Annotated in this window: 18 protein-coding genes and 1 pseudogene; 13 read left to right on the forward strand and 6 right to left on the reverse strand. The window is 47.5% G+C overall.

What is annotated here, in order from left to right; translation table 11 throughout:
* Window positions 1-23 precede the first annotated feature (23 nt).
* From B9T62_RS02280 to B9T62_RS02290, 3 genes are all read right to left on the reverse strand, one after another.
* On the reverse strand, window positions 24-1,487 hold the full coding sequence (locus B9T62_RS02280) for an L-fucose/L-arabinose isomerase family protein (protein WP_087913783.1): 1,464 nt from the start codon (window positions 1,485-1,487) through the stop codon (window positions 24-26).
* Window positions 1,488-2,017: 530 nt separating this feature from the next.
* Window positions 2,018-3,610 carry a response regulator transcription factor gene (locus tag B9T62_RS02285; protein WP_087913784.1) on the reverse strand — a complete coding sequence of 531 codons (1,593 nt, stop codon included), beginning with the start codon at window positions 3,608-3,610 and terminating at the stop codon, window positions 2,018-2,020.
* Window positions 3,607-5,367 carry a sensor histidine kinase gene (locus tag B9T62_RS02290; protein WP_169834314.1) on the reverse strand — a complete coding sequence of 587 codons (1,761 nt, stop codon included), beginning with the start codon at window positions 5,365-5,367 and terminating at the stop codon, window positions 3,607-3,609. Before B9T62_RS02290 ends, B9T62_RS02285 begins: the two co-directional genes overlap by 4 nt.
* Before the next feature lie 219 nt (window positions 5,368-5,586).
* Between B9T62_RS02290 and B9T62_RS02295 the strand changes: the two genes are divergently transcribed.
* From B9T62_RS02295 to B9T62_RS02335, 9 genes are all read left to right on the forward strand, one after another.
* A complete protein-coding gene (locus B9T62_RS02295) occupies window positions 5,587-7,080 on the forward strand; it encodes an ABC transporter substrate-binding protein (RefSeq protein WP_087913786.1) in 1,494 nt (497 codons plus the stop codon).
* A 74-nt stretch (window positions 7,081-7,154) separates the two neighbouring features.
* Window positions 7,155-8,090 carry an ABC transporter permease gene (locus B9T62_RS02300; protein WP_245864314.1) on the forward strand — a complete coding sequence of 312 codons (936 nt, stop codon included), beginning with the start codon at window positions 7,155-7,157 and terminating at the stop codon, window positions 8,088-8,090.
* Window positions 8,091-8,104: 14 nt separating this feature from the next.
* A complete protein-coding gene (locus tag B9T62_RS02305; protein ID WP_087913787.1) occupies window positions 8,105-8,998 on the forward strand; it encodes a carbohydrate ABC transporter permease in 894 nt (297 codons plus the stop codon).
* A 61-nt stretch (window positions 8,999-9,059) separates the two neighbouring features.
* Entirely contained in the window at window positions 9,060-9,923 is an 864-nt protein-coding gene (locus B9T62_RS02310; protein ID WP_087913788.1) for an alpha/beta hydrolase, read from the forward strand.
* 5 nt (window positions 9,924-9,928) lie between these two features.
* Entirely contained in the window at window positions 9,929-10,573 is a 645-nt protein-coding gene (gene pgmB, locus B9T62_RS02315; RefSeq protein WP_087913789.1) for a beta-phosphoglucomutase, read from the forward strand.
* Window positions 10,574-10,595: 22 nt separating this feature from the next.
* Complete coding sequence (locus tag B9T62_RS02320; RefSeq protein WP_087913790.1) at window positions 10,596-12,338, forward strand: DUF5605 domain-containing protein; 1,743 nt, start codon at window positions 10,596-10,598, stop codon at window positions 12,336-12,338.
* Entirely contained in the window at window positions 12,335-13,552 is a 1,218-nt protein-coding gene (locus tag B9T62_RS02325) for an MFS transporter (RefSeq protein WP_087913791.1), read from the forward strand. Before B9T62_RS02320 ends, B9T62_RS02325 begins: the two co-directional genes overlap by 4 nt.
* A complete protein-coding gene (locus B9T62_RS02330; protein WP_087913792.1) occupies window positions 13,545-15,251 on the forward strand; it encodes a glycoside hydrolase family 3 protein in 1,707 nt (568 codons plus the stop codon). Before B9T62_RS02325 ends, B9T62_RS02330 begins: the two co-directional genes overlap by 8 nt.
* Before the next feature lie 868 nt (window positions 15,252-16,119).
* Window positions 16,120-16,533, forward strand: a complete 414-nt coding sequence (locus B9T62_RS02335) for a substrate-binding domain-containing protein (RefSeq protein WP_281257749.1) — start codon at window positions 16,120-16,122, stop codon at window positions 16,531-16,533.
* Between the two features lie 12 nt (window positions 16,534-16,545).
* Here the strand turns inward: B9T62_RS02335 and B9T62_RS02340 are convergent, their stop codons facing one another.
* The gene (locus tag B9T62_RS02340; protein ID WP_087913794.1) at window positions 16,546-17,595 is read right to left on the reverse strand and encodes a LacI family DNA-binding transcriptional regulator; all 1,050 of its coding nucleotides are present in this window, start codon (window positions 17,593-17,595) and stop codon (window positions 16,546-16,548) included.
* A 293-nt stretch (window positions 17,596-17,888) separates the two neighbouring features.
* Between B9T62_RS02340 and B9T62_RS02345 the strand changes: the two are divergent.
* The 3 genes and pseudogenes from B9T62_RS02345 to B9T62_RS02355 all read left to right on the forward strand — a co-directional run.
* Window positions 17,889-18,386, forward strand: a pseudogene (locus B9T62_RS02345) (apiosidase-like domain-containing protein); the annotation flags it as partial.
* Window positions 18,387-18,640: 254 nt separating this feature from the next.
* Window positions 18,641-18,847 (forward strand): helix-turn-helix transcriptional regulator, encoded by a 207-nt coding sequence (locus B9T62_RS02350; RefSeq protein ID WP_245864315.1) that lies wholly within the window; start codon window positions 18,641-18,643, stop codon window positions 18,845-18,847.
* Window positions 18,844-19,143, forward strand: a complete 300-nt coding sequence (locus B9T62_RS02355) for a hypothetical protein (RefSeq protein ID WP_157685410.1) — start codon at window positions 18,844-18,846, stop codon at window positions 19,141-19,143. The genes B9T62_RS02350 and B9T62_RS02355 overlap by 4 nt, the downstream gene beginning before the upstream one ends.
* A gap of 775 nt (window positions 19,144-19,918) precedes the next feature.
* Here the strand turns inward: B9T62_RS02355 and B9T62_RS02360 are convergent.
* The gene (locus B9T62_RS02360; protein ID WP_211296400.1) at window positions 19,919-20,992 is read right to left on the reverse strand and encodes a tyrosine-type recombinase/integrase; all 1,074 of its coding nucleotides are present in this window, start codon (window positions 20,990-20,992) and stop codon (window positions 19,919-19,921) included.
* A 213-nt stretch (window positions 20,993-21,205) separates the two neighbouring features.
* Window positions 21,206-21,475 carry a helix-turn-helix domain-containing protein gene (locus B9T62_RS40430; protein WP_087913796.1) on the reverse strand — a complete coding sequence of 90 codons (270 nt, stop codon included), beginning with the start codon at window positions 21,473-21,475 and terminating at the stop codon, window positions 21,206-21,208.
* Window positions 21,476-22,408: 933 nt separating this feature from the next.
* Here B9T62_RS40430 and B9T62_RS02375 point away from each other — a divergent pair.
* The gene (locus tag B9T62_RS02375; protein ID WP_087913797.1) at window positions 22,409-23,389 is read left to right on the forward strand and encodes an aldo/keto reductase; all 981 of its coding nucleotides are present in this window, start codon (window positions 22,409-22,411) and stop codon (window positions 23,387-23,389) included.
* The last annotated feature ends 89 nt before the right edge of the window (window positions 23,390-23,478 follow it).

Here is a 23,478-nt window from a genome sequence, read left to right on the forward strand (position 1 = left end):
AAGGATTGGACTTTCTCTATTCTTTACACGTGAAGACCTGACTGTTTAGTGCGGGCAAGATCAGAACCCCTAAGCCAGCTTTGGATTTCCTGTTCCGTAGGGTCTACGGGGTCCGGCGTCAGCCCGGGGATATAATTGCAGGCCTCGTAGATGGCCGGAATAACATTGGCATGGATGCCGACGGAGTGATGAACATAAGGACCTTTGACCAGCTTTTCTTCCCACAGCGGCCAGTCGTTCACTTCCACCCATACATAGGAGCCGCGGGTATAAGGGCCTTCAATGCCACGGGCCTTGCCCAGGAACATCGAGTATTCACCGTGGTCGCCGTCGAACCGGGCAATGGTCATGCCGCCGCCACGGATTTCGCTTTCATGGGTTCCTGGAGCATGGTCGTCAAAGAGGAAATGCTTACGCAGCTTCGGTTTCTGCTCCACAGAAAGCGAGACAGGGAAATTTCCGCAGTGGAAAAGCAGCTCCCCGTTGTCGTTTTCGGGATGGCGGATGGTAATGTCCGCAAAAAAGGTTGGCAATTCATTCATGGCGGCCGCCTGCACCATAATGGAGGTAATGGCTCCATGGATGTCCGTTTCACAGGTGACCGGAATTTGTTCATCCGTCAGGATCGCATTGGCCAGACACGGCATGATCGACATGGCCTCCTGCAGCGAAGACCAGCACTGGATAGCGATAGCACTGCTTCCCGTCTCGCGGGCAAAGGACTTCATGGCAACTTTCAAAGCAGCGATTCGCCTTACATCATCTTCGGTCACTTCACTGTAATCGAGCTTTTCTTTAATGTAATCTATCGTATCCAGCAGCTCGGCGCTGCTGCCGGCCGCGATTTTTCGGGTGCGGAGCTGAATATCGACAAGGGTAATTGGATGAATCTCAATGCCGAAGCGTTCAAGCAGCTCCCCTTCATTGCACATCATGGTCCAGAACGAAGCGGGACGCGGACCGATCTGGAGAATACGCAGGCTCTTGAACTGGCGTACGACGTTGGCTGCAGCGACAAAGTTGGTGAAGCCCCGCTCGAATACCGGATCATTCACCCAACTGTTGGTTACATAGGTGAAGGGAACGTCGAATCTGCGTAAAACTTTGCCTGTGGCGAAAATACCACATTGGGTGTCGCGCAGGCGCATACCGTCCGCAAGCGGCGCTTCATCCCGCGGCCCCCAGAGCAGAACGGGCTTGCCAAGCGCTTTGCCAACACGGGCTACAGTGTCTTCGGTACCGAAGTTACAGTGCGGAAAAAATACGGCATCGACTTCTTCCTCTTTGAACCGTTTGGCAATCAGATCGGCATTAATATGGTCGTCGTACAGCAGACCTTCCTCGTTTAGGCCTTCCAGGTCCACAATGTCAATATCCATTCCAAAGCTCTCAATTTGCTTGCGGATTTCTACTTTGTACTTAAAGGCATCCTCGGCGCTGAACGTAAACCGGCGTGTCGGTGCATAACCCAACTTTAGCTTCTTCATCATCACTTCTCCTCGGTATGGAATATTTCAGTCTTGCTGAAATGAACGCGGAACTAAACTAATGATTTTTTATTTAGTTAAAAAACTAAAACATAACATGATTTTCTATTATGAGGTCATAGTAACATTGGATATAACCGGTGTCAATGAGTTATTTAGTTTATTTTAGTTGTAAATTCTGATTTTTTAACTAAACTAAATTAATTTTGTTTATATGATTATTGCATCAGATCCTAATTCGATATAAACTTCACGTATTCACATCGCTGTGTTTGTATCTCACTAAGAAATGGAGAAGCGGATATAATTTAGGAAACCGAGGTTTAGCAAATGTTGATTTATTGCCTACGGGCAAAGATCGAGCAGGCGTAATGACCGGGAAGATTCAATGGAGGCAGGGGTAATAGCACGGCTCCCAGGCAACTGGTTGGTGGATGAGGATGGACCAGCTTGGGGCCGTGTATTTACCGTTACAGCTTCGGCTTTTTCATAATGCGAAGTGAGGCCGGAAGGAAAGTAGAGACTCGTTTCTAACACTGCACACTACCGCGGTATTCCACCGGCGTTTTGCCTGTGATCTTCTTGAAGATTTTGGAGAAGTAGGCCAAATTGCCATAACCGGCCTGTAAGGCGATGTCCCGGATCGGAGCATCTGATGTGACCAGCAGCCGCTGCGCTTCACGGATACGTTCTCCGTTAATATAATCGGAGAGCGATATTCCTGTTTTTTTCTTGAAAATATGCGACAAATACTCCGGATTCAAGTACACATGCGCCGCAAGCGCACTCCGGTTGATCTCCTCGTTCAAATTTTGCCGGATATATTGTTTGACGCGATCGACGACGGAAGAGGTTTTTTCCACGCTGTAGGCGTAATCGGCAGCCTTGCCGACTATAAGACCGATCCACTTTTCCATCGCCGTCACAGAGCTAAACGACTCATCCTGCAACTCCGCCCATTCGCTGTCGGTAAAGATGGAATGTGCCAGAATCCCTTTTTGGTTGAGAACAACATACATCCCCTGCATGAAATCGTGATGGAACTGTCTTAATACATACGCATCGACCTGGTTGCTGCTCACCAGATGGTTCAGGTAGTGTCCGACAGCTTCAAGAACCTGATCCTTCCGGTTCTCCAGAATCCATGTGAACCATTCCTCCATAGCGGGCGGGGAGTAAGGAATTCCGCTTACCGAACTTTGGCCCATAACCAGCACACGGCTGTCATTGACCACATTGTTGTTCTTCAGCTTCAGTAGTTGCTCTGTCACCTTGCAAAGCTTTTCGGGAGCGACATAGCGGTCGATATAGCAGGACAGTGTACAGGGAAGATAAGTCCCGCCATAGGTGACTAAAGTGCGGCAGCGTTCGGCGATGACCTGTACCGGACGCAGATTGGCCGGGGAGCACAGGTCCAGCACGACAAACAGGTTTTTGTCCAGTGCGACAATGACCGGCGCCTCCTGCTCGGGCAGCAGAATTTCACTGGCAATATTTTTAAAAGCATAGTCAAAGAGAGAGCGTCCCCATTCATCGGCTCTTTGATTCATTTCGTTGATGCTGACAAGAATAGGGAAGCAGAGATTCTCCGCAGAATAAGCAACATGTCTGTAAGCGGCTTCAGCCGCGATTTTCAGATCAACAGGAGGGAGATCGCCGCGAAGAATTTCCCTCCAGAACTGTCCGGCAATATGCGTCCGGTTTTCGGTCCAATATTGGGCTTGCTGGGTATATTCTGTATACACGCGCTGGATATTGACTTTTTGCACCGCTTTTTTCAACACGTCCTCCAGTTCCTGATAGGGAGCCGGTTTCAAAATATAATCGAATCCGCCAAGTTTGATCGCCTGATTCGCATACATGAAACTGGCATGGCCCGTTAAAAAAATATTGACCGTCTGCAGGTTCTGTTCCCTTACCCAGATCAACAGATCCAGTCCGCTGCCTTTTGGCATCTCAATATCGCTGAGCAGAATCTGGATGCTCTGATTCAGCAATATTTGTTGTGCCTGCCGCATGCTATGGGCGGTAAATACTTGTTGAATGCCCAGCGCGGCCCAATCCATGGAACGTTTAACGTCCTCCACGAAAAAAATATCGTCATCGACAATCAGAATATTCATGATGTGTGCACCGCCTTTGCCTCATCCTGTTGTAAGGGAATTTCAATATCAACTCTGGCTCCTAAGCCGGGTTCGTTGGAAAATTCGATTCTGGTTTGGTCCCCGTAGATAAGCATCAACCGCTGCTGGATGTTGTGAATGCCGATATGCCGCCCGTTGACATCGCAAACTCTTCGGCCTTCCCTCAGAATTTGAAGAATAGAGTCCTGAAAGCCGTCCCCTGAATCAATGATGACAAGCCGCAGCTTCGGAGCCAGCCCATTCCTCAATACGCTGGCGGATATCGAAATGCAGAACGTCTCCCCGACAACAGCCTCGTGTTTGATAGCATTTTCCGTAAAGGTCTGGATTATTAACGGAGGCACAATGGCATCCACCGTCTCGGCGTCAATATCGAATTCGCAGATCAGGCTGTCCGGAAACCGCAGCCGCTGTATGTCCAGGTAAGTCTTGACATGCTCAATCTCTTTGTCCAGCGGTACCAGATGGTCGCCCTCCAGCGCGTAGCGCAAATAGTTCCGCAGATTGACGGTCATGTCCTGAATCAGACCCGTTTTGGAAAGACCAGCCAGGCTGTGAATAACGCTAAGACAGTTCATGAAAAAATGGGGGTTGAGCTGCAATTGCAAATACTGGAGCTCCGCCCGCTGCTTGAGAATCTTTTCTTCATACACGTCAATTTTCAGCCGTTTGATCTGGCCGGTCATGTCCTCGAACGTATGATTGACCATCACAAACTCGTCGCACAGGTTTTCACTCTGGATTTTTACATCGAAATTGCCTGATTTGAGCGATTTCATCGCGAGCCGAAGGTTGTTCAGCGGCGCCATCACCAGCTTCCTGAGCATAAAGGTTAAAAAGAGCAAAATCACGATTACGCATAAGGCAATGACCGCGATCAACGTTTGCAGGGAGTCCAGACCATCCAGAATGTTATTGTCCCGAATCAAGGCAACCATACTGAATTCGCCGCGCTCCGAATGCTGCGCGATGACCAAATATTTGTTCCTGCCGTCATTGGTCAGATGATATTCGTCCGGGTTTATATGCAGGTCGATGATTCGGCCGTCAAGGAAAGGGTCCGTAATCATTGGCCTGCCGTCTTCCTGAGTTAAAAAGAGATTGTTTACCCCGCTGAAATGTTTACCCCGCAGTGGCTCAATCAGATCGTTTACTTTCACCCACGCACCCACGCTGGAGTTCCAGACTTTAATGACCCGGAGTAAATAAAAGTCGCCATCGATCTCGACAGGAGACCAGCTTGAACGGCTGAATCCCGCCGTGTGTACATCGCTGAACTGCTGAGTTACATAATTCTTGATTCTTTGCTTGTCCCGGGCATTAATATCGTTCTGTACGGCATCAATATAAATCTGTGCGGAATCCGAATAAACAAAAAAGCCGTCGATCATCCGATAGCTCCAGATGGTGTTCTTGAGCAGCCGTTCGGCCCGATATTGGGCCAGGTACCGGTCAATCTCCCGAGCAGGCATCTCAATGCTCTTGATATTCACATCGGTGCTGCTCATTCCGGCCAAAAAATTCTCCACATCGGAAAAGTCGTCGTCCATTTGCTTCATATAAATATCCAGCGTATTTTTGTTCGATTCGAAGACCTGGCTGCGTACTGTGCGAATAGCATACACGTTATTAATGATCATAAGCAGAATTAAAATGAATATGACAATCGAGACGCTGCCAATAATGCGGAACCGCAGCGACTTGCTGGAGAAACGCGATTTAAAATTTCGATACATAGGCTCCACCATCCATAGAAGTAAAATTAGCTTCGAAATAATTAAACCGCTTACATATCCAAAAAATACTCAAGAATTCCCGGTTTGTCAAGCTGAACGTCACTTTGGCAAACCAATTGCCGACGACCAAATATTAGTGATAATAATGCAAATAATCGTTATTTTTTTAGCGCTCCGCTACAAGTATACTCAAATTATCAAAACAAGGGGGAATTCCTAGTGAAAAAAAGAAAAGCAAGCCTGATCCTGCTGTTATCGCTCGTGTTGTCCATGACAAGTGTGTTGACTGCCTGCCAATCGGGCGATGACAGTGGCAATAAGGCAACGGCATCCAAGGATAAACCCGTGTCTCTGGTGCTGACTCTGCCGACGTTCAGCACAGTGCCCAAGGATATTGCGAAGGTGCAGGAGGCGATGAACGAAATCTCGCGCAAGGAAATTGGAGTAGAAGTACAGCTCCAGATCATTGATTCAGCGGCGTACAATCAGCAGATGATTCTGATGCTGGCGAGTGGAGAGAACCTGGACATTATGTCCGGCCTGTTCACATACAGCTCGGCTTACCAGAAGGGCCAGCTAACCGAGCTGGATGACCTGCTGCAGCAACACGGGAAGGGCATTATCGATACACTTGGTGAGGAATACATCAACGCTATCCGCATTAACGGCGTGCTGTACGGATTACCGAACCTGCGCGATTTTGCAAGCGGATACGGATCGTTCTCCATGCGCAAGGATATTCTGGACAAATACAAAATCGACCCAGCAACGATCAAAACAGCCGAGGATGTCGAGAACGTCTTCAAGGTTGTGCATGAAAAGGAACCGGAGCTGACTGTGGTGGCGCCGTCCAGCGACTCCTTCCTGTTGCAATTCCGGACCTTCGACGGTTTGGGCAACGATTTTGGCGTGCTGCTGAATTATGGCGAGAAGCTGGAAGTCGTCAATTTGTTTAAATCGGATGATTATAAGAATTACTTACAAATGGTCAGACGCTGGTACCAAAACGGATATATCAGCAAAGATGTAACCACTACTTCGGAAGCGGTTACACCAAGAGTGAAAGCAGGTTCGCTGTTTTCTTACAATACGACCTGGAAGCCTGGAAGCGAGCAGCAGGAATCCAATATGACCGGCACGCCAATGGTCCTCGTCCAGACACTGGATTCATTTATGCCCGGCTCCAGCGTGGCTGCGATGCCGTGGACGATTCCAATCAACTCTAAACACCCTGAAAAAACGATGGAATACCTGAATTTGCTGTACACCAACCCGGACATGATGAACCTGCTCGCCTATGGCATCGAGGGGGATCATTATGTGGGAAAAGAGGACGGTACAATTGGTTTCGCCGAAGGCGTGGATTCGAAGAACTCTGGATACAACCTTAACATGACCTGGCTGCTGCCTAACGAGTTCATTACAAAAGTTTGGGAAGGCAACGAGCTCTCCGTCTGGGAAGACACCCGCAAATTCAATGATGATGCCAAAAAATCGGCGGCGCTCGGCTTTACCTTCGACAATGCCAAGGTAGCGACAGAGATTACCGCTGTGCAGAACGTATACGATGAATACAAAAAAGTGCTGGAGAACGGGGTCGTGGACCCGGATAAATATTTGCCGGAGATGAATGCCAAGCTGGATGCTGCCGGAATTGACGTAATTATTCAGGAGAAACAGCGCCAACTGGATGAGTGGGCAGCCAAAAAATAAGAGCAGCAGAGCCCTGCGGCCCGCACCTAATCAAGGTCGGGATCCGCAGGATTCACCGACAGGAGGAAAGGCTTATGGAGAAGGTTGCCACTAAAAAAACGGGTCTGAAAAAAATCACCAGCTATATGCCCTTGTATTTGATGATGCTTCCGGGACTGCTCTACCTGTTCATCAACAATTATTTGCCCATGGCTGGCCTGGTCGTGGCCTTTAAAAATTACAATGCGCGGAAGGGCATCTTTGGCAGCGACTGGGTGGGATTCGAGAACTTTAAATATTTATTCAAGACGACGGACGGCTGGGTAATTACGAGAAATACGATTCTGTATAACTTTGCTTTTATTGTAATTAATACGGTTCTGGCTGTGCTGGTGGCGATTTTGTTAAGCGAGCTGACGGCAAAGTTTCGGACCAAAATCTATCAAAGTGTCATCCTGCTACCCTTCCTGATATCGTCCGTAATCGTCAGTTATCTGGTTTTTGCTTTCATGAGCGCCGAGAGCGGCTTTCTGAACAATACGGTGCTGCCTGCACTGGGGCTGGAACCCATCGCCTGGTACAACGAGCCAAAATATTGGCCAATCATACTGATTGTGGTCAGTGCGTGGAAGACAGTTGGGTACAACTGTATTATTTATCTGGCCACCATTGTCGGAATCGACCGGGGATATTATGAGGCGGCATCGCTGGAAGGGGCTGGCAAGCTGCAGCAGATCTGGCATATCACGCTTCCGCTGCTGAAGCCGGTCATTATTCTGCTCACCATGCTTGCGCTCGGCCGGATTTTTTATTCGGATTTCGGTCTCTTTTATCAGGTGCCGCAAAATCAGGGGGCGCTTTATTCCACTACCAATACTATCGATACCTACGTATATCGCGGTCTGCTGCAATTGGGGAATATCAGCATGTCCTCCGCAGCTGGACTATATCAGTCTGTTGTCGGGTTTATCCTTGTGCTCGGCTCCAACCTGTGGGTCCGCAGACTGGATAAGAACAGCGCAATCTTCTAAAGGGTGTGATCAGGATGGACAAAGAAACCAAGCTATTTCAACTGACGGCGCATATCATCATGACCCTGTTAACTGTGCTTGCTTTGGTGCCGATTTTACTGCTGGTGATTTCGTCGTTTACTGATAACGACACGCTGCTAAGAAACGGATATTCGTTTTTCCCCAGTAAACTCAGTAATTCGGCATATACCTATTTATTTGACCAGGGCGATGTCATCTTTCGCGCCTACGGTATTTCATTTTTTGTAACGATTGTGGGCACCACGCTAAGTGTAATCATCACGACCCTGATTTCCTATCCGCTCGCCCGCAATGATTTGCCCGGAAAAAATGTACTTTCTTTCTTCGTATTCTTTACGCTGTTGTTTAACGGCGGGCTGGTCCCGACCTATCTGATGTACACCGGAGTCTTCGGCATTAAAAATTCTATCTGGGCCCTGATTGTCCCGGGTCTGCTGATGAATGCCTTTAATGTGCTGCTTGTGCGCAGCTACTTTGTTACAGGCGTGCCTACGGAAATTCTGGAGGCGGCACGAATTGACGGAGCGAGCGAGTTTACTACCTTCAGACGTGTCGCGGTACCCATGGCTAAACCGATTATCGCCACCGTGGCGCTGTTTGTGGGCATCATGTACTGGAACGACTGGAACAACGGTTACATTTATCTGACGACACGGACGGATTTATTCAGTATCCAGAATTTGCTGAACCGGATGATCCAGAACATCCAGTTCCTGTCCTCCAATTCTTCCTCGGTGAGCAACGTCCAGGAAGGGCTGGCCCAAATTCCGTCGGCCACGGTGCGGATGGCAATTGCCGTTACCGGTATCCTGCCAATCGTCGTCGTGTACCCGTTCATCCAGGGCAACTTTGTTAAAGGAATCACACTTGGAGGCGTGAAAGGATAAATTTCCGGCTTCAGGTTTAGCTGCAAATCAAGCAGCTCACTACGATATGGAGGTTGATATTATGAAAATGGTAGAGATGAATTTCACTGGAAACGGGCGTGTGAAGCTGACGGGCTATATTCAAGAGCCATCCAAAGAAATGGGCACGGTGGCGAAAAAACCGGCCGTTCTGATCTTTCCCGGCGGCGGTTACGCCTTCCTGTCTGACCGCGAAGCGGAACCGCTTGCCCTGGCCTATGCCGCACAAGGCTTTCAGACATTTGTACTGCGCTATTCTATCGGCAAACATGCGGCTGGCTTCCAACCTCTGAAAGAGGCCTCCCAGGCGGTGGCTCTGATCCGGGAACATGCCGATGAGTGGCATGTTATCCCCGATCAGATCGCGGTTTGCGGCTTCTCCGCCGGCGGACACCTGGCTTGCGCCGTCGGCCTGCAAGGGGAGCATCGCCCGAATGCGCTGATCCTCTCCTATCCGGCCATTGATTTGGGCGGGGCGGAGGAAGCGAAGGCGGCCAAAAACCAAATCGTGGAAACCCTGCTGGGAAAAGCAGACTATACCCAGGAAGAGATGGATGTGCTTAATTTGCACAAGCATGTTACCAAGGAGGCTCCGCCCGCCTTTATCTGGACAACCGGGGAGGACGAACTGGTCATTGTAGAGCACACCCTGAAGCTTGTATCCGGGTATGCCGCTCAAAAACGTCCATTCGAATATCATGTGTTCCAAAAAGGAGAGCACGGTTTGTCCCTAGCTCAGCCTGTGTTTGCCAACGGCAGAAAAAGTATGGTCGATGCCCACGCCGCTAAATGGTTCGATTTGAGTGTGGAGTGGCTGCGCTCCAACTTCGGTGAACTGGAAGTCGTGGACAAACCTTTTGAATTCAATTTTGAATCCTTTGTGGAAGAGCTATCCCCGGAGGAGTGAGTGGAATGAAGCCTGCAATTGTGGCAGTTATTTTTGATCTGGACGGAGTGATCGTATCGACAGACGACAAGCATTATGAAGCTTGGCTGAGCATCAGCCGGGAAGAAGGCATCCCGTTCGACAGAACAATCAACGACCGGTTGCGGGGTGTCAGCCGGATGGAGAGCCTGGGGATTATTCTGGAGCAGGCGGAACGCCCGTATACGGAACAGGAAAGGGAGGCACTCGCTGACCGCAAGAACAGTTGCTATCAAGAGCTGCTTGCAGGCATTACGGAGGCGGATCTTCTGCCCGGTGTCCGGGACACCCTTGCGGAGTTGAAGAGACGCGGAATACGGGCAGCGATTGGCTCCTCCAGCAAGAATGCCCGCCTCATTCTGTCCCGTCTGGGGATTACCGGCGATTTTGACATTATCGTTGACGGGAACGACATCATGCGCAGCAAACCGGATCCGGAGGTGTTTGTCACGGCGGCTGCCCGTCTGGGGGCTGCGCCTGCTGCTTGCCTAGTGGTTGAAGACGCCGAGGCGGGCATCGCCGCTGCAGTTGCCGCACATATGACGCCCGTAGCCATAGGCCCGGCCTGCGGAAGTCCGCTGGCACAATTCCAAATCCAAAGCCTTCACGAGCTGCCGGCGCTTTTGGAATAGAAGTCAAGGAGGAATGTTAATCATGGCATCACATCGTGAGACGAAGATTGGCTATATCTGGGCAAACCCCGCAGGCCGGAAAGTGCTGCTGAATTATTTGCCGCATCTGGAGGATTCACCTTATCTGTCGTTTATCAAAATGAAAACCTTGCCCATGCTTGCGGTAGCAAACGATACCTGGACCTGGCCTGAAGGCCTGCTGGAGACGATCCTGTCCGAGCTAGAGCAGATTCCCGCCCATCCGGAAGAGGTGTTTCCCATACCGGCGGAGGACTATGAAGATGAACATATCCTTGCTGGGTCGGCCGGTGTAACCGCGCCGGGTAGTGCTGAACGCTGGAGCGTCTTCGAGCTTGAACTGCACGGCCCGCAACACGGGAATCCGTTCATGGATGTACGGCTTGAGGCGGAATTCCACCAGAATGAACGGTCGCTGCGCATCCATGGATTTTACGACGGGGACGGCAGCCACAAGCTGCGTTTTATGCCGGATACGGAAGGCGTGTGGACCTACCGGACCTTCAGCAATGCCCGTTCGCTGGATGGTATCCAGGGACAATTCGAATGTACACCGCCTGCGGCGGATAACCACGGCCCTGTCCGTGTGCGGGCTACGTTCCACTTCGCTTATGAAGACGGGAAGCCGTATTATCCGATAGGCACGACTTGCTACGCCTGGAATCACCAGCCGGAGGAACTGGAACGGGAGACGCTGACTACACTTCGCACCGCCCCATTTAACAAGCTGCGGATGTGCGTGTTTCCGAAGTTTTATCAGTTTAATACGGGCGAGCCGGTCTATTATCCGTATGAAGGTTCGCTTGAAGCGGGGTGGGATGTAACGCGGTTCAACCCGGTCTTCTTTAGGCACCTGGAAGAGCAAATCGGCAAACTGGGTGCGCTAGGCATCGAAGCCGACCTGATCCTGTTCCATGCCTATGACCGCTGGGGGTTCGCGGAAATGTCCGCCAGTGCGGATGAACGGTATTTGCGATATATCACAGCCAGACTATCCGCGTTCCGCAATGTCTGGTGGTCCATAGCCAATGAATATGATCTGATGTGGGCGAAGGAGCCTGAAGATTGGGAACGTTATGCGGAGATTGTTACGTCAAGCGACCCTTATCACCACCTGGCCTCTATTCATAACTGTTTCACGTTCTATGATTATTCGCGGCCCTGGATTACCCATTGCAGCGTTCAGAGGATTGACGTTTACAAGACTGCGGAGAATACTGACGAATGGCGTACCCGCTGGAATAAGCCGATTGTCATTGACGAATGTGCCTACGAAGGCAATATCGACCTGGGCTGGGGCAATATTACCGGTGAAGAAATGACCCGTCGTTTCTGGGAAGGCGCGGTCCGGGGGGGCTATGTAGGGCACGGAGAGACCTACCTTGATCCGGATGATATTTTGTGGTGGTCCAAGGGGGGGCGGCTGCATGGAAGCAGCCCGGAGCGAATCGGTTTTTTACGTGAAATCATCGAAGAGGCGCCCGGAGGGGGCCTGAATCCGCTAAAGTCGGAATGGGATGTTCCCTGCGCTGGCCTCGCGGACGAGTATTATTTATTCTATTATGGCTTCAATCAGCCCAGCTACCGGACGTACAACATGAAGCCGGGAATTACCTACAAAGCGAATCTTATCGATACGTGGAATATGACGATTCAGGAACTGGAAGGCAGATATGAAGGGAGCTTCCGTCTGGAGCTTCCGGGCAAGCCGTATATGGCTGTTCGGTTATCCGCAGTGAAGGAATGAGGCGCCGTGCAAAGAAAACAGCGGAATTGGAGCCATTATGGACGAAGCCGTTTATCGGCATGATGCTGATTAGCCTGTTGGCAAGCACAGCGATGAACGTTCAACTGGCCACCCTGCCTCTTTATATGCGGCATATCGGAGGAAATGAGTCCAGCGCTGGTCTCATGACTGGTGCGTTCACCATCGCTGCTTTCCTTACCCGGCCCTTGTTCGGGGATTGGATTGACCGGAAGGGGAGGCGGGCCATCCTGATCGTGGGAATTACCGGATCGGCAGCAGCGGCATTAACGTATCCTTTTATCGGCGCTGTATGGCTGCTGCTGCTGATCCGTTTTATACACGGTGTGAGCTTTAGCGCCAGTTCTACCTCAGCGGGAACCATGATCGCTGACATTTTACCGCCGCGACGTTTAATGGAGGGGATTGGCTTATCGGGGCTGTCCGGTACGCTGGCCGTAGCGTTCGGACCGGCCATCGGGCTATATGTTGTGAACAGGCTGGAGAATTATACACTGTTGTATATATTGACGTTTTTGTTCTCCGCTTGCGGGCTTGTCATCGCCTGTTTCTTAAGAGAGACGACTCCGGCTCTCCACTCAACTCCGGTGCAGCCGGTCAAGCGGCCCAAACGGTGGGTTCTCGAAAAAACGGCGCTGCCAACCTCACTGATCGCGTTTTTTGTCGCCATGCCGCAGGGCTGCATTATTACCTTCCTGCCAGCTTTCGGACTGAGCAGAGGAATCGAATCCATCGGCCTCTTCTTTACTGTCAGCGCCGGGGCTATGCTGGTGTCGCGGATGGTTTGCGGGAGGATTTCTGACCGGTACGGGCCGACGGTTGTCATTCTGCCCGGCTTCCTGCTGGGCGCGGTGGCTTTGACGCTGCTGCCCTTTGCTGCTTCGCTTCCATTCATCATGTTGGTTGGCGCCCTTTACGGTCTTGGCTTTGGCACGGTCCAGCCGCTGCTGAACGCAATGACAATCAAGCGTTGCCCGCCGGAGCGCAGAGGGGCGGGGAATGCTACCTTCATGGTGGCCATGGATGCGGGTTATGCCGCCGGTTCAATCGTAATCGGCCTCTTGCTGCAGGCCACCGGATATTCCACCGTGTACATGAGTTCCGCCGGCTTCATGCTTTTGGCTGCGTTGTGCTACCTGCTAATGATCCGCAAACCGCAAAGGAATCCAAATAAGGAGCTGCAAGCTAATGATTAATTTAAAAGAAAAACCTTTTTATTTGTCTGACGGAGATATCGGCTGGGTTCGGGAGACGTTGGCCAGTATGACCGAGGAGGAAAAAATCGGACAACTGTTTTGTCTGATCGGTTACAGTAGCGAAGAGACGCTACTGAAAAGCCTGGCGAAGGATTACAAAGCCGGAGGGCTGATGTGCCGTCCGATGCCTGCCGCTGAAACGGTGGAGTCGGTTCGGATTTTGCAGGAGAATGCCCGGATTCCAATGTTGATTGCCGCCAATCTGGAAAAAGGCGGCGTTGGCATCGCGAACGAAGGGACGACACTCGGCTCGGTTATGCAGGTGGGCGCTACGGACAACGAAGAGATGGCGTACCGGCTGGGACTTGTATGCGGCAAGGAGGGCGCAGCTGTCGGCTGCAACTGGTCGTTTGCGCCCATTATCGATATTGATTACAATTTCCGCAATCCGATTACCAACACGCGGACGTTCGGTTCTGACCCGGAGCGGGTGCAGCGGATGGGTGTTCAGTACGTCCAAGGAGTGCAGGAGCAAGGCGTCGCAGCTTCCATTAAGCATTTCCCGGGTGATGGTATCGACGAACGGGACCAGCACCTGGTCACCAGCATCAATTCCTTGTCCTGCGAGGAATGGGATGCCTCTTACGGCAAGGTATACAGAGCCTGCATTGATGCCGGGGCCATGACCGTAATGATCGGCCATATTATGCAGCCGGCTTACAGCAAACGCCTGAATCCGCAGCTGCAAGATGAAGAAATTCTGCCTGCCTCTCTATCCTATGAATTGACCACGAAGCTGTTGAAGGAACAACTTGGCTTCAACGGGCTTGTGGTTACGGACGCCTCGACTATGGCCGGCATGATGATTGCCATGCCCCGGGAACAGGCGGTTCCCCGGGCGATTGCCGCAGGCTGCGACATGTTTCTGTTCACACGGGCTCTGGATGAAGATTACGCTTATATGAAGAAGGGAATAGAGGAAGGCATTGTGACTCCGGAAAGGCTGGATGAGGCGCTTACGAAGATTCTGGCGCTGAAGGCGGCTCTGAAGCTGCATACGAAGCAGGCGGAAGGATCGCTTGTGCCCAAGCTGGAACAAGCGATGCAGGTGCTGGGTGCGCCGGAACACCAGCGTTGGGCGCAAGAGTGTGCGGATCAGGCTATCACACTGGTCAAGGAGGAGGCCGGCATTCTGCCTGTGACCCCGGAACGTTACAAGCGGGTGCTGTACTACGATATTGAATCAAGCCAAGGGGTCGCCTATTCTGTCCGTGCGGGGGTCGCTGATATGTTCAGGGACTTGCTGATTCAGGAAGGATTTGAAGTGGAGCAATACTCGCCTGCTCAGGGTATGGAAGGCGGGATGAAGGCTCAGAGCGAATTTGTCGGCAAATACGACCTGATCCTCTATTTGGCTAACATGTCCACCAAAAGCAACCAGACGACTGTCCGGATTGAATGGGCCCAGCCGATGGGAGCCAATGTACCCGTGTATATGTCGTCGATTCCTACGATCTTTATCTCGGTGGAGAATCCCTATCATCTTTTGGATGTGCCGAGAGTCCGTACCTTTATCAATGCCTACAACTCGAACGACAATGTCCTGCATGCTATAATTGACAAGCTGGCCGGACGCTCGTCCTTCAAAGGCACAAACCCTGTTGATCCGTTCTGCGGGATGTGGGATACGCGGCTGTAGACTTTTTATGAATTGACTTGCAGACTGCCTAAATCGTTATACCCTGTTCTTTATGTTCATCAATCAGATGAGATAGAGTCGTCTAAAAGAAGTAATTTATTCGAATATAAATTGGCTCAATCTAAAAATCAGCGGTTGACTATACGAGTGAACAGAGCGGAGGGCCTTACGTAGTAACCTATACCTCATCAAATAAGCCACTCTTCCGCTATAGGAAGAGTGGCTTATTCTCACATTTCGTTACTGCTTAGAATTCAGCCAGGATTTAGAGTGTTGCCCTGGAATCTTCGGTCGAATTAGATACGAAGCTGCAACTAATTTCAGCCGAAACACCCATTATCAGGATAATAAGTACATATCTGCAACTGAATTCGAGTAAAACAAGCTTATTACACTCAAAATCCTAAATTAGGTGCGTTTTCGCACTTATTTCCTCCAACACAGAAAAAAACGGCTAAATAGATGCAGTTTCGCAACTAATTCTTTGGACTGGACATATGAGACTATCATGGAACTGAATCTGCAGGTTACAATAAGGAAATCGGGCTTTAACAGCGATCGGAAGAACCCTCCTAACCCGTAGCGGGCATCATTCACAAGGGGTCAACCGCTGATTTTGGTTTTGAGCCTATAAATTACTTTCTTTTCGATATTGTAGTGGTGTCATTCCAGTTACTTTTTTAAATTTCGAAGACAAGTTTACGTCATTACTCTGAGATCCGTCAGGTAGAAGGGTTCAAGGTTAGCGAGTATTTGACCGAGTCAATCACAGGTCAGTCTCTAACCAGTTTGTTTGTTAATCTAAAGTCTTAACGGTTATGTGGGTTGTTGCAAATAGATCGCTAATGCTTTCGGACGTCCCAGCAGCATCAACACCCGAAGCAGGCCTCAGGCTTACGAGCAAATTATGGCCCAATACCTGCTTCCCATCGCGGAAAAATGGTACTACTCCTCCGTTTATAGCCTTCGCTATGGCGAACAGGTGGTACAGAGATTGGTGGCTGCAAAGAATCGGCCGCAAGCGGTACTGTGCGCTAACGATTGGGTCGCTGCTGGCGTTTTAAGCGAGGCGCGCCGGCAGAGTTTGAGTGTGCCGGGGGAGCTGGCGATCGTCGGCTTCGATAATTCGGAGCTGTCACGTACACTTGGCATAACGACCATCTACAATCCAATCTCCAGTCAGGCGAGGAACTCTTTTCGTTTAATGACTCCCAAACTGATAGGTCGAAATCTGGAGCTTCAGCCAATGACCTTCCGTCTCGTGGAGCGGGAAACGACCTGAGAGGATCAGGCCTTATCTGTGATCTTCAGTGTCCATATTCGGAACACGACATGACTTGCGTTCAAATACTTCCGTATTAACGCTTATTTGCATATGGCTTTCATCTTGGCCACTTATTTTTCTCATTAAAACATCCATCGCCGTTTTAGCAATAACGTCTTTCTTCACATGAATCGTCGTTAACTCGGGACTAATCACTTTGGCTTCCAAAATATTGTCAAATCCCATTACTGCCACTTGGCCAGGCACCTTAATGTCAAGTTCTTGAAAGGTTTTGATGGCGCTAATGGCCATGTAATCATTTTCACAGAAAATGGCCGAAGGAAATTGCTCAACCTCCCCTACAGCCTTTTTAAAAGCCTCTTGTGACATCACCGACATGGGGTTCATAGCAAAGGTAAGAGTCTCTTCGAGTCCCAACTTCTCCTCTTTCAAGGCCGCCAAGAATCCTTCCTTGCGTTTAATGAAATTAAAGATTCGCACTTCGGATTGCACATATCCTATGTTCCGATACCCCAAAGATAAGAGATGCTTTCCCGCCTGATATCCTCCCAGATAGTTATTAATGGCCACAAAACTTGCGTCAATGTGTTCGAAGTAAGTGTCTAGGAACACCATATGAGGATGAATCGATTGCAAGCTCTCGATCATCTGCGCAGGCAAATTCGTGCCAAGCATCAATATACCATCAGAGGGCTGCTCATTTTCAAGAGCTTCTATGTCTCCTTTCAAGTTTTGGATCGGGATGGACGAGATAATCAGTGTATGGTCAAGTACTCCGGCGAAGGCTGTCAAGTGATGGATGAGTTCATTGAAGAACGGCAAGGATTCATAATGCTCGGTGACGATATCCGTATTTTTACAAGCGATAAACCTTATAATCGAGCTTTTTTTGGATAAAACTTTATTTGATTTAAATGTTCGTGGGGTATACCCGTGTGCCCGCGAAATTTCCAAAACATGCTGGCGTGTAGCTTCGCTTACACCTGTCTTGTTGTTTAGAGCCAGGGAAACGGCGGATTTGGAAACCCCGGCAAGTCTAGCAATATCATCTATTTTCACGATTACCACTCCTGATCAGAATAAGGTGTAAACTACTGTGAAAAGTATAACATTATTATTAACAAAAGTTCATGTTACAAACTAAACTAAACTAAATTAAATTAAATAATCAAAAAAATATTTGGCGAAAAACGATCAAAATGCTAGAATTCGAAGTGGAAGCGGATTATTTAGTTGAATTTAAGTTTTTAAGGGGACTTATTTATATTAAATTATATAAACTAGAAAATTTGCTTAACACTAGAAAAGCAAGGTGGTCATCATTGAGATTATCCGTCACTGAAAATCAACGAATGTTTGCACTAAACGAAAAGCCATTTTTTTATTTAGGGGATACAGTATGGAGCGCGTTCACCAATGCTTCCATCGAAGAATGGTCAGAATATTTAGATTATCGGAAAATGCAAGGCTTCAATGTGCTGCAAATTAACATTCTGCGCCAGTGGGACGCCAGCGGGTTTGGATATCCGGGCGCGGTTTCATTCCTGCATTGGTGCTTCTGTGGTGCAATTATGTACCAGATACCTGGGCCGGGATGTATCAAAAAGGTAATGAAATGCCGCTCGAGGCTGTGGAGCCCTATGTAAGATATGCCGTGAAGTATTTCTCCAAATATAATCCTATCTACATGATTAGCGGCGATACCGATTTCCCAAGCGTACAAGCCGTTGCGTACTACAAGAAAGCGCTTGACGCATTTTTATATGAGACCGCGTACGCGTCCCGTAATTAACGGGGAACCCTGCTATGAACAAATCAGCTACAGCCGCAATGTGTATGGCAGGTACTCTTATGAAATTGACTCGAATAATGAAACATTCTTACAGTCATTTCAGAGCAGTTTGAAACGTAAATATAAAGAAATTTTCTTCATCACAAAAAATAGGTTTTTCTAGACGAAGAACCACTGATTCCTCTTAGCCTACTCTAATGTAATAAATGATTCATTTAAGAAAAAAAGTATATAAAAATTTACTTTTTATATTTCCCGAAATATAATTAAGGTATATAAAACTTTACTTTTCCAGGAAGGATGAATGTAGATGTGATTACTAACAAAGTACAGGAATACCGAAAGGAAAAGGGCCTCAGGCAGTATGAGTTGGCTAAAATTTTAAATGTCACACGCCAAACCATTATTGCGATTGAAAACAATAAATTTAATCCCAGCCTTGAGCTTTCGTTTAGAATATCTAACTTTTTTGACCGACCAATTGAAGAGATCTTCACCTATACTAAGGAGGAACTATGATGAAAACTGAATTTCTTCTGATAGCTATAGCATTTGTGGTTGCCGCCCTCACCCCATTGCTTTTGAAACGAAGAAAACGTATAAAATCGGGGCTTCCTGAAGCCGACGAGCGAGTCCAACAGCGGTTTCAAAAAAATACAATAGGAATTATAAGTGTATTTGGAATAATCGGTGTGATTTCGTTGGGGGTATTCACCGCTATGGGGAATGATTTCATCAACCTTAATTACATCTGGCTTTTCTTATTAGCGCTTATGCTTTCCTTGAGCATCGGAGCATTTATATCAAAAAGATAGAACAGAATAAATCCATAGCCGATGAGCACCCCAAAGTAGCGATAACTGCATAAATCACTGCCCAGCCAAGTCCTGGAAGCCCTCCCGCTAGAGCGGCTAAGGCACAAAGTTCAGCCATACCATAACCACCCATCAGTCCACACATCGTTCCCACGTATTCACGACAGCTAGCCTGAATAGAGACATCACCAGATGCCTTGTCTTGGACTCCGGTCAACTGTCCCAATTAGATATCCTTCACATTGATTTCTTTATTTGTAGTCAAATCGATTGCCTTACCTTCAGCTGTAATTTTAAATTGTTTTTAAATCCTTGATATTTGACGCGTTAATCCCTAATCAAACAGTGATTTGATTGGACGTAAAAAAGAGCAGGGGCGTAAAACTTCTGCTCAAATCTTTGTGCTAACATTTTTGCTAACATGGCTGCATATACAAATTTCTGAACGCAGAGACTATAGAACACAAAAGGTGCCTTTAACCCGCATGGTTAAAGGCTTTATGCTCGAACTTCCCATAGCGTAGAAAAGGGTCTACGAAGACCATTTCAGGACTTAAAATCCTGCGGTACGTGAGTACCGTACGGGTTCGACCCCCGTCCTCGGCATCCTTGATTTATAAGGGTTTTTTCCGAAAAACCTTGGTTTTTGAAACAACTTGGGAGAGAACTTTTTATCGAGTTCTCTCCTGCAGTTCTCTCCTTTTTCCGAAGGAAAGAACGAGGAGGAGATCGCATGACTCTCATGAAATATTGAGGGTAGTGCGATCTTTTTTTATTAAAAGACCAAAACACCGCTCATTGTTGATGCCGAAGATACTTTGGAGCTGTACTCTAGATGAGAATAAATGTTGGCTGTTGTAGAATAGTTGCTGTGTCCCAGCCATTCCTGAATTTCTTTCATACTGACTCCATTGGCGAGTAGGAGGCTTGCACAACTATGACGCAGGTCGTGATAACGAATATGACGAAGACCATTTTTTTTAAGAGTTCTAGTGAAGTTTTGTGTGATATAGCCCGGTTTAATTCGTTGTCCCAACTTATCCAGATAGATATACTCCTCGTAATCTGTGCAGTAGGATTTACCACATATGGCTTTATTGAGAGCTTGAAGCTCACGAATACGCAGCAGTAAATCCTCAAAAGCTGGCACAAGAGGTAAGGTGCGGCGGCTCGGTTTGTTTTTAGCGCGGTCCTTTTCAATGATGTATTCTTGACCTTCAAAATAAACCGGAGTTACAGTGTGCCTAATACTAATTGTTTTGTTTTCAAAATTTATAGCTGTCCATTTCAATCCAACCACTTCACTTCGCCGCAATCCATAAAAAGCGGCAAGAATGACTGCTAGCTCTATCAGTTCGCCCTTAACTTTTTCAAACAGAATATTAGTCTCCTGCTTGTTGTAAAAACTGCCTACAAAATCATTTTTCTTTGGTCTTTCAATCTTATCTGCCGGATTAGTGTTAATTAAATCATTTTTGAGAGCATGTGTTAACGCTTTGCGAATATTAGCGTGATAATGGAGAACCGTGTTGGTTGTCACTCCATTTTCTTCAAGCTCATACTGATAGTAATCTTGAATGTGACATGGTAATAGCTCTTTGAGGAACAGCCCTTTTTCTTCAAAGTAAGGTACAACATGATTAGTAATGACGTTGTGATACGAAGCGTAAGTGATAAATTCAACCTGGTGTTTCATCATTGCTAGCCACTGAAGCATGAAGACAGAAAATAGGGGTCCTTGATCGACTGGCTCTTCAGATGACATTTCTTCGATAACTTCTTCAACTATTGGTTCTTCCTCAGTAGCATTTAAAAGAAGAGTAAATTCCCTCCTTGTCTCTAATAGCAATGCTTCTGCTCTTTTTTTGTTTCCTTTTACCGTAAGGCCAGTAGGAATCCATTTTGGTTTTCTCTTACCTTCTTCATCCTTGCAATTCAGGACGATATAAAAAAGATCTTTTTTTTTCTTGTAGGTGGCCTGCTACCATGAATACTCCTCCTTCATAGCCCGCATTGCTCCTACCATTGACGTATTAATTATAACACGAATGGAAGAAATGGTTCAATGCGGTAAAGCGTCGAAGTGAGAGCGGTCGAAATTGAGAGTGAACAAATTAAGATACAAAAGGATATTTATTTTTGGGATTTTATAAATCCGACCAATTTTACAATGACTAATTTTATCCTCTTGCAGTAATTTATAAGCAGTCTTGTTGCTTATGCCTCCAAGCATTTCACACATTTCAGTAATATTGACTACGTCAGGATAGTTTTGAAACAAAAGATCATACGCGTCTTGTTGATTGATTGCTACAAGTGGAGATTGATACATATTCTAACCTCCACTTCTTAAGTTGTACAAAAGTACAATCACTTGAATGAATGGTTATACTGAAACTTAATTGCATTGAAATAAATGGTGCTGCTTTGTTAATAGAAGAATATCTCAAACTGTCGTTGGTGAGTCGACATCATAGCTCTGATCTTCTACAGAGACTCCCCCTCATCCGAGCGAGCTGCCCCCAATACCATTACGTTGGCCAGGCAGAAGTATCATTATCCCTCTTGCAGATCTTTGCGATTCCATTTACCAAGATGGATACAAGCCGGAGTTGGATCGCTCAAACTCATTTTTGATCTTTCAGATCTAGATGGGTCATCTTGGCATCTCTGCTTGGTCGCTTTCCATTTTCACGGATACAAGAGAAAAGTATTTGAGATAAGTTAATATGAATTTGTCAAAGATCGCAAATTATGAAGGACAGATTAAAATTTACTTTTGTATCCTTCAATTAATAAATGACAAAGTATATAAATAAAGCAACTGAATTGCCAAAAAAAATAGATTTACTCTTTCTCTTTCAAATAACGAGTGAGATCAAAGCGTCTTACCACTAGAATAAATTCCAATATTAATTGTTGTTTGCAATCTTCACTGTATATACCGTTATGCCAGGATAACTTGTAAATTAATCCTTCTTTTAATCAACTCGGCTTCTGCCTGTTTGTCACCTTTTTGTGACAGCTTAATATATAGTGTCTCTCTCAATCACAGTAGGAAAAATACTAAGAAACTTTTGTAGATTATGGCCTTGACTTGGAGTTAACTCCAGAGGATAGACTATGAAATATGTAGGGACTTCAAGCGTTAGTACAATAAAGCTATATCGCCTTAAAGGTGTGGTTACTGTACTGTCTGCGAAGCGTAGGAACAGTACACGTTTGAAGAAGCATTAGATGATAAAGTCAAAGGAGCGAATAGAAGATGGAGTATGTTAAGTTGGGGAATACCGGACTGGACGTATCAAGACTATGCATCGGCTGTATGAGTTTTGGTGTTGCTGAGAATTGGGACCATCCATGGGTTCTTGATGAGAAAAGCAGTCGTCCTATAATCAAGAAAGCACTTGATGCCGGAATCAATTTTTTTGATACGGCAAATATGTATTCCGTTGGATCAAGCGAAGAAATTGTTGGACGGGCACTCAAGGATTATGCAAACCGGGATGAGTTGGTTATCGCGACAAAGGTTCGTTTTCCCATGCGAAAAGGCCCCAATGCCGCTGGTCTTTCCCGTAAGGCAATCATGACGGAGATCGACAACAGTCTACGGCGTTTGGGAACAGATTATGTTGATTTATACCAGATTCATCGTTGGGATTATGGAACACCGATTGAGGAGACGATGGAGGCGCTTCATGATGTGGTGAAGGCGGGTAAAGTGAGATACATTGGTGCCTCAGCTATGTATGCCTGGCAGTTTTTGAAGGCACAGCATGTTGCGGAGAAAAACGGCTGGACACGATTTGTATCGATGCAGAATCATTACAACCTCATGTATCGTGAGGAGGAACGAGAGATGCTTCCTCTTTGCCAAGCCGATGGAATCGCTGTATTGCCCTACAGTCCGCTTGCAAAGGGTCGCTTGACGCGGGATTGGAGTACAACGACACCGCGTGCCGAAACGGACAAGGTTCAGAAGACCCAGTATGGTCCCTATGAGGAGGCCGATCGTTTAGTGGTGGAGAGAGTTGCGTCCTTAGCGGAACAGCGTGGAATACCTCGTGCTCAAGTCGCCCTTGCTTGGATTCTACAGAAGGAGCCGGTTACGTCTCCGATTATTGGCGCCACGAAGATTTCTCATCTCGAGGATGCGATATCTGCTTTGTCGATTAAATTATCACATGAAGATATGGCATATCTGGAAGAGCCCTATGTTGCTCATCCCTATATCGGTTTTCAGTAAAAGGATAAAAATGATAAGTAATATGTCGATGACAATTACCTAAGGTAGTGAAAAAAAATCTTTACAGGACATACTCCGTTATTATGAAC

It is taken from the genome of Paenibacillus donghaensis, assembly GCF_002192415.1.
In the GTDB taxonomy this organism is placed as follows: domain Bacteria; phylum Bacillota; class Bacilli; order Paenibacillales; family Paenibacillaceae; genus Paenibacillus_AQ; species Paenibacillus_AQ donghaensis.

What these genes read in the sequence shown, in the direction of transcription:
- B9T62_RS02325 (WP_087913791.1), top strand. Translation starts at nt 12,335, where the DNA reads ATGAGGCGCCGTGCAAAGAAAACAGCGGAATTGGAGCCATTATGGACG.
- B9T62_RS02300 (WP_245864314.1), top strand. Translation starts at nt 7,155, where the DNA reads ATGGAGAAGGTTGCCACTAAAAAAACGGGTCTGAAAAAAATCACCAGC.
- pgmB (WP_087913789.1), top strand. Translation starts at nt 9,929, where the DNA reads ATGAAGCCTGCAATTGTGGCAGTTATTTTTGATCTGGACGGAGTGATC.
- B9T62_RS02290 (WP_169834314.1), bottom strand. Translation starts at nt 5,367, where the DNA reads ATGTATCGAAATTTTAAATCGCGTTTCTCCAGCAAGTCGCTGCGGTTC.
- B9T62_RS02310 (WP_087913788.1), top strand. Translation starts at nt 9,060, where the DNA reads ATGAAAATGGTAGAGATGAATTTCACTGGAAACGGGCGTGTGAAGCTG.
- B9T62_RS02305 (WP_087913787.1), top strand. Translation starts at nt 8,105, where the DNA reads ATGGACAAAGAAACCAAGCTATTTCAACTGACGGCGCATATCATCATG.
- B9T62_RS40430 (WP_087913796.1), bottom strand. Translation starts at nt 21,475, where the DNA reads ATGTATCAATCTCCACTTGTAGCAATCAATCAACAAGACGCGTATGAT.
- B9T62_RS02375 (WP_087913797.1), top strand. Translation starts at nt 22,409, where the DNA reads ATGGAGTATGTTAAGTTGGGGAATACCGGACTGGACGTATCAAGACTA.
- B9T62_RS02320 (WP_087913790.1), top strand. Translation starts at nt 10,596, where the DNA reads ATGGCATCACATCGTGAGACGAAGATTGGCTATATCTGGGCAAACCCC.
- B9T62_RS02280 (WP_087913783.1), bottom strand. Translation starts at nt 1,487, where the DNA reads ATGAAGAAGCTAAAGTTGGGTTATGCACCGACACGCCGGTTTACGTTC.
- B9T62_RS02285 (WP_087913784.1), bottom strand. Translation starts at nt 3,610, where the DNA reads ATGAATATTCTGATTGTCGATGACGATATTTTTTTCGTGGAGGACGTT.
- B9T62_RS02355 (WP_157685410.1), top strand. Translation starts at nt 18,844, where the DNA reads ATGATGAAAACTGAATTTCTTCTGATAGCTATAGCATTTGTGGTTGCC.
- B9T62_RS02330 (WP_087913792.1), top strand. Translation starts at nt 13,545, where the DNA reads ATGATTAATTTAAAAGAAAAACCTTTTTATTTGTCTGACGGAGATATC.